Below are 15002 nucleotides of genomic sequence, written 5' to 3'. Positions count from 1 at the left end.
ACCGCCCGCGTCGGCCCCGGCCGGCTGTCCCCCCTCGTCTTTCGGAGGTACCGCAAGCATGGCCAAGGCTCCCGCCACTCCCGAGGAGATCGCCCGGTCGCGTCCCCGCATCCGCCGGGACGTGCTGTTCACCCGGACCCCGGACGGCGTGCTCTTCCACAACGCCCACGGCGGCTTCAACGTGGTCACCCAGAACGCCTACCGCTTCGCCTCCCTGATCGTGCCTCATCTCAACGGCGAACGGCAGGTCGACGAGATCTGTACCGGCCTGGGGGACAAGCAGCGCGACATGGTCCACGGACTCGTGCGCGCACTCTACGCGCGTGGTTTCGCCCGGGACGCCGGACCAGGACCGGCGTCCGACCCGCTCCCGCCGCAGGTGGCCAAACGTTTCGCCCATCAGGTCGACTATCTGGACCACTACGCGGACGACGCGGCAGGCCGCTTCCTGCGCTTCCGCTCCACCCCGGTCGCGGTCCTCGGCACCGACGCGCTGGCCCGCTGGGCCGCCCTGGGTCTGCTGCGCAACGGCTGCGAGGCAGTGGCCGTCACCGTCAAACCCGCGCCCGCCGTGCTCAGCCGCGAGCTGCACGGCGTGGAGGGAATCGCCGAACTCGACGCTGAGACAGGGGAGTTGACGGACGCGGGCTGTCCGCCGCGCGTGGCCCCTCTGCCGGAGTCCGTCGACGGCACCTACGGCTGGGCCGACCTGGACGGCTGGGACACCGTGCTGGTGACCGGCCCCGACGCGCCCCGGCAGATCCTCAGGCTGCTCGGCGAGGGCGTACCCGCCGGACGGCGCCTCCTCGGCGCCTGGACGTTCGGCAACCGCGCGGTGGTGGGCCCGGCCACGACCGCCGGTACACCCGGCTGCTGGTCCTGTGCGGCGCTGCGGCTCGGCGCGGGGGCCGAAGCCGCCGACAGCGCGGACCTGTGGTCCTCGGTCGGACCGGCCGCGCCGCTCGGCACCCCGGACCGCGTCCTGGCCGGGCCCCTTGCCGGGATGCTCGGCAACCTCCTGGCCTTCGAGGTGTTCCGCCTGGTCACGGGCGCGCTGCCCGCCGAGACCCGCGGCGGGATCGTCGTGCAGGACCTGGACTCGCTCGACGTGCTGACCGAGCCGCTGCTGCCGCACCCGCGCTGCCCGTTCTGCGCGGGGACCACGTTGCCGGTGGAGGCGGTCTCGGGTGACGTGCTGCGCGAGGCGCACGCCGACGACGAGGCGTCCGCGCTCCCCGCCGACGGCCCGGCCGACGAGGCCGCCGCCAAGGCCGCGCTCACCGAGCTGGAGCGGCGTGACGTGCTGGTCCACGCGGCGGCCGGAGTCTTCACCGCGTACGCCGACGACGACTGGGAGCAGACGCCGCTCAAGCTGAGCACCGTACGGCTCGGCATCGCACCGGGCCGGGTCCGGGAGGTCTCCGCCGCCGATGTGCACCATGTGGCCGGCGCACGTCTCGCAGCGCTCTTCCGGGCCGCCGAGGTGTATGCCGAGCATGTGGTGCCGCCCCACATACTGGACCCGGCCGCGCTGGAGGCGGCCTCCGGCAAGTGGGCGCGGGTGGCCCCGGCCGAACTCGCCGTCTCCAGTGGGCTCGACGTGCCCGCCGACCGGGTCGCCGCCTGGAGCGAGGCCGTCTCGCTGCTGGACGGGCGGACGGTCCTGGTCCCCACGGGCGCGACGCGCACCCTGGGCGGCTGGAACGACCAGGGGCTGTTCGAGCGCACCTCTGCCGGCACCGGCGCGGGCGGCACTCCGCGTGCCGCGCTGACCCGCGCCCTGCGCACCGCGCTCGCCTGCGACGCGCTGCGCCGCGCGGTCCGACGGGCCGCTCCGGTGCGCGGGCTGGACCTCGGCTCGCCCACCGGCGACCCCGAGCTGCTCTTCCTGCTGCGCTCGGCGGAGAACCTGGGCGTGGCGGCGGAGGTCCTGCACCTGACCGGCACGGAAGGCCAACTCCCGGTCGTCCTGTCCCGGTTCACCGACCCGGAGAGCGGACGGACGCGCTGGGCCGTCGGCAGTGGGCTCCGTCCGCGCGAGGCCGTGCTGGAGGCGCTGCGCGATCTGCTCGGGGCGGAGCAGATGCGCCGCGCCGCTGCCGAGCCCGACACGGGCGACGCCGTGTGGGACGACCTGGAGGCGGCGACGCTGGTGGCCCGCGACGTCGTACCCCTCGGCGAGACCGGCACGACGTGGGCCGCCGTGCTGGACGGCCTCGCCGCCGACGGGCGGGACGCGTTCGCGGTGCCGGTGGCCGCACCCGACCTCGCCGCGGGCGACGTGCACGTGGTGCGGGTCCTGCTGACCGGCGGGGAGTCCCGTGCCCACTGAGACCACGGCGGCCGTGGCCGATCCGGTGGCGTGCGAGCCGTGGGACGAGGTGTGCGCCGCGCTCACGGCCGACCTCGCCGCACGCCCCGGCACTCCGCCCTGCGCGGTGACGCGGCTCGGGGCACGCGATGAACTCGCCTGCGGCGCGGTCGAGTTCACGCCCGGCGTCGTACCCGTCGGCCTGTACGGGCATCACGCCGTGGTCGGTCCGGTCCCTGCGGCCGGGGCGACCGGCTGTCCGCGGTGTCTGGCCCGGCGCTGGCAGGCGGTGCGCGCCGGGTTCCTGCGGGACGCGCTGGAGCGGGGACGGGAGACCCGGGCGACCGGGGTGCCGCCGTGGCGGACCGCGTTCACGGTGGACGCGCTCGCCGCGCTGGTCACGGCCGCGAGCCGCCGACCGGGTCCCGCGCACCGCCCGTGGGTGTGGCTCCTCGACATGGAGACGCTGCGCGTCTCCCGGTTCCCGCTGGTCCCGGACGGCGAATGCCCGACCTGCGCGCGCCGGCCGGACGACACCGCCGAGGGCGCCAGGATCGTGCTCGGCCCCTCCCCCAAGCACGGCCCGGACGGCTTCCGCACGCGGCCCATCGAGGCGTACGACCTGCCGCTGGAGGCGTTCGTCAACCCGCTCACCGGGATGCTCGGCCCTTCGGTCGCGCCGGATCTGGCGTCCGCGTCCACCTCGTCCACGGTCGGCGCGTTCACCACCCGCTCCGGCGACTACCTACGCGAGTGCTACTGGGGCGGCCACACCGGCACCTACGGAACGAGCGTGCGGGTGGGGCTGCTCGAGGGTCTGGAGCGGTATGCCGGGATGCGCGCCCGCGCCAAACGCACCGTGATCACGGCCACGTTGGAGGAGCTCGGGGACACGGCGGTGGACCCGCGGGTGACGGGGCTGTACGCCGACTCCTTCCACGACCTCGGCACCGGCGCGCCGCGCTTCGCGCCGGACCGGCCGGTCGACTGGGTGTGGGGCTGGTCGCTGCGCGACGAGCGGCCGGTGCTGGTGCCTGAGGTGGTCGCGTACTACCACGCACCCGGCGGCATCGGGCGGCGCTTCGTGCAGGAGAGCTCCAACGGCTGTGCGTCCGGCGGGAGTCTGACCGAGGCGGTGCACCACGGGCTGATGGAGACCATCGAGCGGGACGCGTTCCTGCTGGCCTGGTTCGGCCGGGCAGGGCTGCCCGAGATCGACCCGGCGAGCAGCACCAGGACCGCGACCCGCGCGATGGTGGACCGGCTGGCGATGTACGGCTACCGGGCGCGGTTCTTCGACACCCGGATCACCTTTCCGGTGCCGGTCGTCACCGCCGTCGCCGAGCGGGTGGACGGCGGTCCGGGTCTCCTGTGCTTCGGCGCGGGCGCCTCGCCGGACCCGGAGGACGCGCTCGCGGGCGGGCTGTGCGAGATCGCCACCGACTCGGTGAACCTGCGCCGCCGCACCGCGCGCGAGGAGCCCCGGCTGCGCCGCATGGCGGCCGACTTCGACGAGGTGCGCGTGCTGCACGACCATCCGCTGCTGTACGGGCTGCCCGAGATGGGCCGGTACACCGACTTCCTGCTGCGCGGCCGGGACGACGAGGAGCGTGTGCCGCTCGCCTCGCTGGCCGACGGCGCGCCGCGTCCGGCCGCGGATCTCCGCGAGGACGTGGCGGCCTGCGTCGCGGCCGTCACCGGTGAGGGCTTCGACGTGGTGGTGGTCGACCAGACCGCGCCCGAACAGCGGGGGTTGGGCTTCCACACCGTCAAGGTGCTGGTGCCCGGCCTGATCCCGATCGACTTCGGGTGGAGCCGTCAACGGGCGGCCCTGATGCCCCGCACCCGTACGGCGCTGCGCGAAGCGGGTCTGCGCGCGGACGACTTGTCGCCGGAAGACCTCAACCCCGCGCCGCACCCCTTCCCTTGACCAGCCTTTCCACCTCCTCCGGTGCCGGCCAGAGCGCCGGCGCCCCCACAGACGATGCAGACAAAAGGGAGTGACCGTGGGATACGCCCATGAGTACGCGACCGCGGTGATGCGGCGGGGCAGAACGCCCATGGAGCCGGCCGACTTCGTGCCCGACTGGGCCGACCGGCCGCGCAAGGGGAAGCACTTCCCGGGCGCGCCGTCGTTCCCGCTGCCCGACGGGGGATGCGCCGAGGACGCCACGCTCGGCCGGGGCCTGTTCGGGGAGGCGGGGGACGGCGCGTTCACGCTGCCGCTGCTCGGCTCGATGCTCCGCGACTCCTACGGTCTGACCGGGCGCCGTCTCGCCGTGCAGGCCAACTCCGACCTGGGTTCGCTGCCGTTCCACACGCACGCCAACTGGTCGCGTGGCACGGCGTCCGGCGGCGGCCTCTATCCGATCGGGGTGCACTGGGTCAGCGGCGCGAGCGGCCCGCTCAACCCGGGCGTCTACTACTACGACACCCCGCACCACCGGCTCACCCGGCTCCTGTCCGGGGACGTGTCCGGCGAGGTCCGGGATGCGCTCGGCGTGCTGCCGGAGGCGGCGGACACCGATCAATTCCTGGTCCTGGGCGTGACGTTCTGGCAGAACGCCTTCAAGTACAACAGCTTCTGCTACCACGCGATCACCATGGACATCGGCGCCCTGCTCCAGACCTGGCGCATGTGGGCCCGCGCGCACGGGCTGCGCCTGGGCAGCGCGTTCTGGTTCGACGAGCCGCGCATCGGTCGGCTGCTGGGCTTCGACCCGGAGGAGGACGGGGTGTTCGCGGTGGTGCCGCTGCGCTGGGCGGGCACCGCCCCGGACGCCGGCTCCGGTCCGGTGTCCGGGGCGCGGGTGCGCCGGGTGCCCACGGAGAAGTCGCGGCGGACCCTGACCTTCCCGACGCTTCGGCGCGTGCACGCCGCCACGGTGGAGGGCTCCGCCGACCGTCCCGCGCCCGGCGTGCTCGACCCCGCGCTCGCTCCTCCAGCCGGTCCCGGCGAGCGAATCGCGCTGCCCGGCCCCGCGCCCCTGGACGCCCCGGTACGCCGGGCGCTGCGTGAACGGCGCAGCAGCTTCGGCCGGTTCACCGGAAGCCCGCTCGACACGGCCACGCTCTCGGCCGTCCTCGCCGCGGCCGTCGCCGGGAGCTGCCTGGACACCGACGCGGAGACGCCCGGCGCACCGCCGCTCACCCGGCTGCACGTGTTCGTGAACCACGTACGCGAGGTGCCGCCGGGACTGTACGAGTACGACCGGGACACCGGCGAGCTGGTGCTGACGCGGGCCGGGTCCTTCGGGGCCTTCCTCCAGGAGAACTACTTCCTGGCCAACTACAACCTGGAGCAGGCCGCGGCCGTCCTGGTCCCGGTCGCGCACACGCACGCCGTCATGGACGCGGTGGGCGACCGGGGCTACCGGCTGGTCAACGCCGTCGTGGGCGCCACCGCCCAGGCCGTGTACACCGCCGCGTCGGCCGCCGGGACCGGCTGCGGGGTCGCGCTCGGCTTCGACTGCGTGTCGTACGCGGAGGAGTTCGGCGCCGACGGGCGGGGCGAGATCCCGCTGCTGATCATGATGATCGGCGACGAGCGCCGCCGTCCGGCCGACTACCGCTACGACATCGTCGCCCGGTGACCCGCATCCCGTACGCCTCCCCGGTGCGCCGGGGCTCCGGGCGGCCAAGAGACGAGCGGTCGACGGACGAGCGGCCGACAGACGAAAGGGGCCCGGCATGAGCCCGACCGCCACCACCGCGCAGGACACCCCCGGCACCGCCGGGCCGGTCGGCCTGCATCACCGGTTCATGCTGCGCGTGGCCGGTCTGCCCGTCACCGCCGTGGAGGCGCTGCGCGCGCCCGAGGCGGCCGGCTGGGCCGCCCGCACGGCCGCCGAGGAGGCACGGCTGCGCGACCTCGGCGCCCGGCTGAGCGATCCGCTGTCCGCCGCCGTCGGCGCGACGGAGGACGCCGCGCGGCGCCGTCGCCTGCTCGCGCTGCGACGGCAGGTCTTCAACAACCGCCTGCCAGGCGACCTGGACGCGGCCCGCGCCCTGGCCGAGGGCCTTGGCGGTACGACCGGGGCGGATCTGGCCGCCTGGCTGGAAGCCCGCGTCCGCTTCGAGGAGTTGCGGGTCGAGGGCGAGAAGGTCGTCGCGGACGGGCTGGCCCGCACCCGTGCCGCGCTGCGCGGGCTCGCCCGCGACGACCGGCTGCGCCGGGGCCTGCTGCTGGCCTCGCCCACGCTGGAGGAGAGGTTGGACGCGTTCGCCGCCGATCCGGCGCCGCTGCCGGGCAAGCGGGCGCGCAAGATGGAGCGCTCGCTGCTTTCGTACCTCTACCGGACGGCCTGCAAGACCAGTCCCTTCAGCACGCTGACCGGTGTGGCGCTGGGGCGTTTCGAGGCTGAGGGTGACGAGACCGTCGTCGGGGACGCCTGGACCAGTCACCCCCGGCTCAACGTCGTCGTCCTCGCCCGGCTCGCCGAGCTGATCACCGCCGACCCGGTGCGCCGGGCCGGCCTGCCGGTCGCGCTCGCCTCCGGCTGGAAGCTGGACGACGACCGGGTGCGCTACGTCCGCCGGGCCGTGACGGCGGGCGACGACAGCGCGCCGGTCAGCTTCGACGCCGCGCAGGACCGGTTGTTCTTCCTGCGCCGCCAGGGCGCCCTGGACCAGATGCTGGAGCTGCTGCGCGACGCGGAAACCCCGCTGACGCATGGGCAGTTGGCAAGCTGGCTGGCGGACACCACCGGCGCCGGGGACGAGGAGGCCGAGCACTACCTCGCCGCGCTGCGCGACCTGGGGATGCTGCGGCTGCCCACGCTGGAGACCAGCGTGCACAGCGCCGATCCGCTGGCGGCGTTCCAGGCGGCGTTGCGCGGACTCGGACTGCCGTGGGCCGACACGCTCGCCGCCCGACTGGACGGCCCGGCCGCCGCCATCGCCGGCTATGCGGCGGCCGACGTGCCCGCCCGGCGCGCGGCTCTCTCCGGGCTGCGTACCGAACTACAGTCCCTGCAAGCCGACTTGGGAGCCGAACGACCCGTGCTTCCGCAGACCCTGCTCTACGAGGACGTCTCCGCCGGAACCACCACGGCGGGGCTCGCCGAGTGGGCCGCGCTGGCGGGCGGGCCGCTGCGTTCCATCGGCCGCGTGCTGCCCGCGTTCGACGTGGCACTCCCCCAACGCCTCACCCTCAAGGGCTTCTTCCTCGCCCGCTACGGACGCGGCGGCCGCTGCGACGATCTGCTGCGCCTGGTCCACGACTTCCACGAGGACATCTTCCGCCAGTACCTCCAGTTCACCTCGGCCAGGAGCGGCTACCTCCCCGACGGCAGCCACGCCCCCGAGGAGAACTGGCTCGGCCTGCCCGAGATCACGGCCATCGACCGGGCCCGAGCCGCTCTCACCGCCCGGGTGCGCGCGAGCTGGACCGGCCTTCCGTCCGACGCACCGGAGTTCGTCCTCGACGACGCCACGGTGGACGCGGCAGCCGCCGAACTCGGCTCCGCCGCGCCCGCCTTCGCCCCGCAGAGCCACTTCCTCCAGCTCGCCCGCCGCGACGACGGCCCACTGGCCGTGCTCAACAACTCCTACGGCGGCCTGTGCTTCCCCTTCACCCGCTTCACGCACTGCTTCGACGGCGCGGACTCGGTCGGCCTGACCGACGCCCTGCGCGAGGAGTTGCGCGGCACCCTGCCGCCCGGCGCCGTCCTCGCCGAGGTGACCGCCGGTGCCGCCACCACCAACCTGAACCTGCACGGACGTCTCACCGACCACGAGATCGTCTGCCCCGGCGAACACAGCACCGCCCCCGAGGAGGCCCGCCTCCACCTGGACGACCTCTACGCCGTCCACGACGAGACCACCGACCGGCTGCTGCTGCGCTCACGCCGCCTGGACCGCGAGGTCGTCCCGGTCTACCTCGGCTACCTGGTCCCGATGGTGCTGCCCGAGATCCCCCGCACCCTGCTGCTCTTCTCCCCCACCTCCCGCGCCGTCCCCGACGTGTGGCGCGGGGTGCCGGAGGGTCCCGCCGAGGCGGGGGTCACCCGCAGACCACGCGTGCGCCATCACGCGCTGGTCCTCCAGCGGCGCTCCTGGACGGCGGCCGACGGCTCGCTGCCGCTGCGAACGCCGGGCGCGACGGACGGCGAGTGGTACCTGAACTGGCACCGCTGGCGCGAGCGGCACGGGCTGCCCGCCCGGGTGTTCGCGACCGTCCACGAGGAGTCCGGCTCCGGGGACGCCCCGGCCTGGTTCGGCGGCTCGAAGCCGCAGTACGTCGACTTCGAGTCCCCGCTCTCGCTCACCGCCCTCGAAGGGCTCCTCGCCGGGAAGCGCGTCCGGACCGTGTTCGAGGAGATGCTCCCCGGCGAGGACGAACTGCACGTCACCTCCCCGCGCGGCCGGCACGTCGCCGAACTCGCCGTAGAACTGCTCCCCGGCCCGGCCGGACGGCCCGAAGAGGACGGACCCCGATGACCGTTTCCACCGCATCCTCCGCCGCGCCCGGACCGGCCGCCGGGGACGACGCTCCCGGCGAGTGGCTGGCCGTGCACATCTTCTACGCGGCCAGCCCCCGCCCGCTGCTCCTCCAGTGCGTCCGCCCGCTGGTGGACGCACTCACCGAAGAGGGGCTGCTCGCCGGGTACTTCTTCATCAACTACTGGCTGGAGGGACCGCATCTGCGGCTGCGTCTCAAGCCCGCCCGGGCCGCCGACACCGGGACCGTACGGGAGCGGACGCACGCCGCGCTCGCCGCGTTCCTGCGGGAGCGGCCCGCGCTGTACGAGGTGAGGGACGGCTTCTTCGCGGACCTCTACGAGACGCTGTTCACGCTGGAGTTCGGGGACGAGGAACGCTCGGAGTACCTGGGTCCGGACGGCAAGATGCTGCTGCGGCCCAACAACTCCTTCGAGGACCGCCCGTACGAGCCGGAGTACGGCAAGTACGGCGGTCCGGCCGGGATCGAGCTGGCCGAGTGGCACTTCCAGCACTCCAGCGACCTGGTGATCGAGGCCGCGCGCACGATGAACCTCCATGTGCGCACCGTGCTGCTGGGGCTCTCAGCCCAGCTCATGATGGTCATGTCCGGCACGTTCCTGCGGGACGAGGAGGCGCTGCTGACCTTCCTGGACCGCTACCACAGCTTCTGGAACCGGGCGTTCAGCACCACCAACTACACCGCCGACCACGGCTACGACCGCGCCTACTCCGCGATGGGCACGAGCCTGCCGGGGAGGTTCCGGGAGATCCGGCGGGCGGTCGCCGGGGGCGAGTCGGCGCGGCTTCCCGCCTTCCTGCGCGGCTGGTCCGGGCACTGCGCCGAACTCCGGGAGCGGGCGACGGAGTTGGCGGAGAAGGGTGCGCTGGTCTTCCGCTCGTACGACGGCACGCGGGACATCGTCCCCGAGGGGTCCGCGCAGGCGCTGCCCATGTTGCTCTCCCCGTACATGCACATGACCAACAACCGGCTGAGCACGACCGTGCGGGACGAGGCGTTCCTGTCGTACGTCCTCGCGCGCGCCCTGCGCGACGGCGGCGCGTGTCCGCAGCCGGAGGGCGGGGCGTGACCACCGAGACCTTTCTCGCCGCGCGGCCCCGGGTGCGGCCCGACCTCGTCAAAGGGCCCGCGCTGGTGCGCGGGGCCGCCCGGGTCCATCTGCTGAAGGACCCGCGCTCCGGGCGCCGCCTGGAGATCGGCCCGAAGGAACACTTCCTGATCAGCCGCATGGACGGCAGCCGCACGCTGGCCGAGATCGGGCAGGACTACGCCGGGACGTTCGGGGCCAGGCTGGGCGAGGCGCAGTGGGGGCAGTTGCTGCGGCTGCTGCACGGCAGGGGGCTGATGGAAGGCTCCCCCGCGCCCGCCGCGGGTCCCCCGCCCGGCTCCGGGCATCCGCCGAACGGGATTCTCGCCGGTCGCACCCGGATGGTGGCGGACGCGCCCGCGCTGATGGACCGGCTCCACCGGACGACCACGTGGGCGCGCCGCCCCGCCGTCCTCACGGTGCTCACCGCACTGGCGGCGGGTGTGCTCGTCGCCGTCGCCGTCCAGGCGGGCACGCTGTGGAGGCAGACGGAGGAGACCGCGCGGCAGCCGGTGCTGCTTTTCGCGATCGGCTGTGTGCTGTGGTGCGGGCTGGCCCTGCACGAGCTGGCGCACGGGCTGTTCGCGCGTGCCTGGGGCGGGAAGGTCACCGAGATCGGGCTGCGCTGGTTCTGCTTCGCGACGTACCTGTACTGCGAGGTGGAGGACGTTCAGTTCCTCGGCAGCCGGCGCCGCAAGGTGGCCACCGCCTGCGCGGGAGCATTCGCCAACCTGCTCTTCCTGGTGCCCTTCTACGCACTGTGGGCCCTGCTCCCGGCCGGCGCCGACGGCCACTCCGCGCTCGGCGCGCTGCTGCTGCTCGGCACGGTACTGGGCCTCGCCAACCTCCTCCCGCTGCCGCCCCTCGACGGCTACAAGGCGCTCGCCCACGCCCTCGGAGTGGTCGAACTCGCGGGCGGCAGCCGCACGTTCCTCGCACTCGCGGTACGGCGCGTGCTCCGGCGGGGGCCGGGCGTCGCCGCGTACCCGGTGCGGCTGCGGCTGCTGTACGGCGGCTTCGCCCTGCTGCTCGCCGTGCAGAGCGCGGCGCTGCTCGTGCTGTGCGGGGCGGCGCTGAGGTCGATGTTCCCGGACCGCTACGCGATGCTCGCCTGGTTCCTGCCGCCCGCCCTGCTCGCGGCCGTGCTGCTGCTGTGGGCGCTGGGCGGGCTCGGTCGCTCGCTGCGGGAGCGGCGCGCGACGGCGACGCCGGAAGCGGCCCCCGCCCCCCGTACCGTCCCCCACCCCCACAGTCCGCCGGGAGGTGCCGCTCCGGCGGTCGTCCCGGCCGCTTTGGATACAGCAAGGAAAGGCGAGATGAGCGCACCCGACAGCAAGACCGAGACCGAGCCCGCGAAGGAGACCGGTCCCGGGACCGGGTCCGACGCCGGACACCCCGAGCCCCCCACCGAGACGGTCGTCGCCCTCGACGGCGTGACCAAGCGGTATGGCGAGGTGACCGCCCTCGACGGGGTCTCGCTCTCCGTGCGGCACGGCGAGTTCTTCGGCGTGCTCGGCCCCAACGGCGCGGGCAAGACCACCCTGGTGGAGATCGTCGAGGGGATGCGCGAGGCCGACTCGGGCACCGTGCGCGTCTTCGGGCGGAGCCCGTGGCCGCGCGACACCGCGCTGCTGGCGCGGATGGGTGTGCAGACCCAGTCCTCGGCGTTCTTCGCCCGGCTCACCGCCGGGGAGCATCTGCGCACGGTCGCCGCGCTCTACGGCATGGGGCCCGAGGTGGCGACGACGGCGCTGGAGCGGGTCGGACTCACCGAGAAGGAGAACGCCCGGATCGACCATCTCTCCGGCGGTCAGCGCCAGCGGCTCGCGGTCGCGACGGCGCTGCTGCACGAGCCGGAGCTGATCTTCCTGGACGAGCCGACGGCCGCCCTCGACCCGGAGGCGCGGCGCGAACTGTGGGAGCTGCTCAGGTCGTTGCGCTCGGAGGGGCGCACGATCATCTGCACCACGCACTACCTCGACGAGGCCGAGGCGCTGTGCGACCGGGTCGCGATCATCGCCGGCGGACGGGTCGTCGCGCTGGACTCGCCGCGCAATCTGATCCGCGCGCTGCACGCGCCCACCCGGCTCCTCGTGCCCGCCGGGCGGGTGACCCCCGAGGCCGCGCTCGCCCTGGACGGGGTGGACCGGGCCGGCGTGGAGGGCGGCGACCTGGTCCTGGAGACGACCGTGCCCAACCGGGTGCTCCCCGTGCTGGGCGACCTGGTCGACATCGACTCGGTCACCGTCCGCACCCCCACCCTCGAAGACGCCTACCTCTCGCTGACCGGCACCGGATCGGAGCACCACCGTTGAGCGCCTACGCCGCACTGACCAGGGCCACCTATGTCGCGAGCGTGCGCGACAAGACGACCCTCTTCTTCACCTTCGCCTTCCCGCTGGCCTTCCTGGTGCTGTTCGGGCTGATCTTCCAGGGTCAGCACGTCGACGGCGGACTGGCGTCCATCAACTACATCGCGCCGGGCGTGCTGTCCTGGGGCGTGGGCAACGCGGCCGTGTTCTCGGTCGGGTTCTCCCTCATGCAGCAGCGCCGTGACGATCTGCTGCGGCTGATCTGGCGCACCCCGACCCCGCTGCGCACCCTGATCGCGTCCCGCTGGACGGTGGCGCTGGCCGTGGCGCTCACGCAGACGCTGCTGTTCACCGCCGTCGCGCTGCTGCCGTTCTTCGGTCTTGAGCTGAACGGCCCCTGGTGGGCGGCGTTTCCGCTCCTCGTCCTCGGGGTGACCGCGTTCCTGGCGATGGGTCTGGTCGTCGGCAGCCTGGCGAACACCCCGGAGGCGGTCGCGGCCATCGCCAACCTGGTGATGGTGCCGATGGCGTTCCTGTCCGGCTCGTTCTTCCCCGACGACCTGATGCCGAGCTGGCTGCGCACGGTCGCCAAGGTGCTGCCGCTGCACTACCTGAACGACGGTCTCACCGACGCGATGGGCGGCCGGGGCGACCTCGGGGACATCGGCCTCGACTGTGCGGGGCTCGTCGTGTTCGCCGCGGTCTTCGGGCTGATCGCCACCCGGATCTTCCGCTGGAGCAACCGCACATGACGACCACGCTCGCACCCGCGCCCCTGGAGGCCGCCCGGGCCGACCTGGCGGCCCGGCTCGCGGCGCGCGCCGCCACGGCCGGGCTGCCCGCGCCCGCCGTCTCCCGGATCGGCGACACCAATGTGCTCGGCGAGAGCGTCCGCGCCGAGCTGCCGCCGAACCCGGCGGACGTCCATCTCACCGCGCAGGCCGTGCTGTTGGGCCCGTGGGGCGGGGCGCCGGGGAATCCGGCCGCGTGCGGCACGTGTCTGGCGATGCGCCGCCAGCGGCTGCGCACCCGTACCGAGCGGGACGCGCTGGAGACCGGGATCGAGACGACGGCGGCCGGGCAGTGGCCCATGCTGCCCGACCACACGGTGGACGCCGTGTGGTCGCTGCACCGGCTGATCGTCTCGGGTGCCGCCCGGCATCGTGCGCGAGGCGCGGATGCCGCGTTGCCGCAGGTCACCGAGGTGGACCTGGAGACCCTGCGGGTGCGTACCTTCCCGCTGGTGCCCGAGCCGATGTGCCCGCAGTGCCGTCCCTTCACGGGGGAGGACTCGGCACGCGCGGCGTCGGAGGCCACGCTCTCGGCGCCGGCCTCGCTGCCCAAGCCCGACCGTGACGCGTACCGGCTGCGCCGCGCGGCGGACTATCCGCTCCCGGTGAAGGGGCTCGCCAACCCGGTGTGCGGGGTGCTCGGCGGTGGCACCTGGATCGACGTGACCTCGCCGACGACGGCGCCGGTCGCGGGCAGCGTCTTCATGCGGGGGTACGCCGGTCTGACCGACGTGACGTGGAGCGGTCAGTCCAACTCTTTCGCCGGCAGCAGGGAGTTGGCCTTCCTGGAGGGCCTGGAGCGGTACGCGGGAACGCACCGGCGTCACCGCGCGCCGGTCGTCACCGCCTCCCTCGAGGAGCTGGGCGAGCGCGCCCTGGACCCGCGCGCCTGCGGGCTCTACGGCCCGCGCACCTACGCCGAGGACCCGATGGTCGAGCCCTTCGACCCGGCCCGGCCCATCCCCTGGGTGAGCGGCTGGTCGTTGCGCAACGAACGCGAGGTACTCGTCCCGGCGCGGCTGGTGTACTACAGCGAAGGCACCCGGGCGGACAATTTCGTCTTCGAGTGCTCCAACGGGTGTGCCACGGGCGGCACCTGGGAGGAGGCGGTCTTCTTCGGGCTGCTCGAACTGGTCGAGCGGGACGCCTTCCTGCTCGGCTGGTACGGCAGCCTCCCGCTGCCCGAGATCGACCTGGCGGCGGTGACAGGACCCCGGGTGCGGGCGATGGTCGCGCGGGCCGCGCTCCAGGGCTACGACGTGCACGTCTTCGACAACCGGGTGGACCTCCCGGTGCCCGTCGTGACCGGTCTCGCGGTACGCCGCGACGACGGCCCGGGCACCCTCGCCTTCGCGGCGGGGGCGTCCTTCGACCCGGAGACGGCCGTCGAGTCGGCGGTCTCCGAGATCCTGACGTACATCCCGCATCTGCCGGGCCAGGTGGCGGAACGGCCGGGTGAACTCGCCGCCATGGCCGAGGACTTCGATCTGGTGCGGCGGCTGCCCGACCATGCGGCACTGTTCGGGCTGCCCGCGATGCGGGAGCACGCGGGTGAGTATCTGAACCCGCAACGAACGGCCACCCCGGACGAACTGTTCTCTGGGTGGGAGGAATTGCGTCCCCGCACCGGTGATCTCCGGGACGATCTGCTGCTGTTGCGGGATCTGCTGGCCGGGGCGGGATGCGATGTCGTCGCCGTGGACCAGACGACTCCCGAGCAGCGGCGGATGGGACTGCGCACGGTGGCGACGCTCGCGCCCGGGCTGCTGCCGATCGACTTCGGCTGGCTGCGGCAGCGGGCGCTGCACATGCCCCGGCTGCGCACGGCGCCCCATCGGGCGGGGATGGTGGCGGCACCGCTGCGGGAGGAGGAGCTGCGGAGGGTGCCGCATCCGTTCCCGTAGAGCCGTCGCCCCGGGACCGGCTCCCCTAAGCCGGTCTTCGGAGACGTGAACGAGTCTTTTGCCAGAGCCCGTTCACGCCGACGGTCCCCGGCGCGCGAGACGCGTGCCGGGGACCGTCGGGGCCGACGACGAGC

8 protein-coding genes are annotated in these 15002 nt (G+C 74.0%); all 8 read left to right on the top strand.

The genetic code is table 11. The annotated features are described in order from the left end of the window. The first annotated feature begins 58 nt into the window (after positions 1-58). A complete protein-coding gene (locus ACWEEU_RS07550; RefSeq protein WP_451729608.1) occupies positions 59-2332 on the top strand; it encodes a TOMM precursor leader peptide-binding protein in 2274 nt (757 codons plus the stop codon). Continuing rightward, positions 2322-4241, top strand: coding sequence for a TOMM precursor leader peptide-binding protein (locus tag ACWEEU_RS07545; RefSeq protein WP_451729605.1), 1920 nt, complete (start codon positions 2322-2324; stop codon positions 4239-4241). Before ACWEEU_RS07550 ends, ACWEEU_RS07545 begins: the two co-directional genes overlap by 11 nt. Before the next feature lie 76 nt (positions 4242-4317). Further along, positions 4318-5904 carry a SagB family peptide dehydrogenase gene (locus tag ACWEEU_RS07540; protein ID WP_451729602.1) on the top strand — a complete coding sequence of 529 codons (1587 nt, stop codon included), beginning with the start codon at positions 4318-4320 and terminating at the stop codon, positions 5902-5904. Positions 5905-6001: 97 nt separating this feature from the next. Then, the gene (locus tag ACWEEU_RS07535) at positions 6002-8752 is read left to right on the top strand and encodes a lantibiotic dehydratase (RefSeq protein WP_451729599.1); all 2751 of its coding nucleotides are present in this window, start codon (positions 6002-6004) and stop codon (positions 8750-8752) included. Next, positions 8749-9843: a lantibiotic dehydratase C-terminal domain-containing protein gene (locus ACWEEU_RS07530; RefSeq protein ID WP_451729596.1), complete on the top strand. Its 1095-nt coding sequence runs from the start codon at positions 8749-8751 to the stop codon at positions 9841-9843. The genes ACWEEU_RS07535 and ACWEEU_RS07530 overlap by 4 nt, the downstream gene beginning before the upstream one ends. Further along, on the top strand, positions 9840-12176 hold the full coding sequence (locus ACWEEU_RS07525; protein ID WP_451729588.1) for an ATP-binding cassette domain-containing protein: 2337 nt from the start codon (positions 9840-9842) through the stop codon (positions 12174-12176). Before ACWEEU_RS07530 ends, ACWEEU_RS07525 begins: the two co-directional genes overlap by 4 nt. Then, positions 12173-12925, top strand: coding sequence for an ABC transporter permease (locus ACWEEU_RS07520; protein WP_451729585.1), 753 nt, complete (start codon positions 12173-12175; stop codon positions 12923-12925). The genes ACWEEU_RS07525 and ACWEEU_RS07520 overlap by 4 nt, the downstream gene beginning before the upstream one ends. Continuing rightward, on the top strand, positions 12922-14868 hold the full coding sequence (locus ACWEEU_RS07515) for a TOMM precursor leader peptide-binding protein (RefSeq protein ID WP_451729582.1): 1947 nt from the start codon (positions 12922-12924) through the stop codon (positions 14866-14868). Before ACWEEU_RS07520 ends, ACWEEU_RS07515 begins: the two co-directional genes overlap by 4 nt. Positions 14869-15002 lie beyond the last annotated feature (134 nt).

It is taken from the genome of Streptomyces sp. NPDC005004 (assembly GCF_053600675.1).
This window is presented reverse-complemented; position numbering and strand designations above follow the sequence as displayed.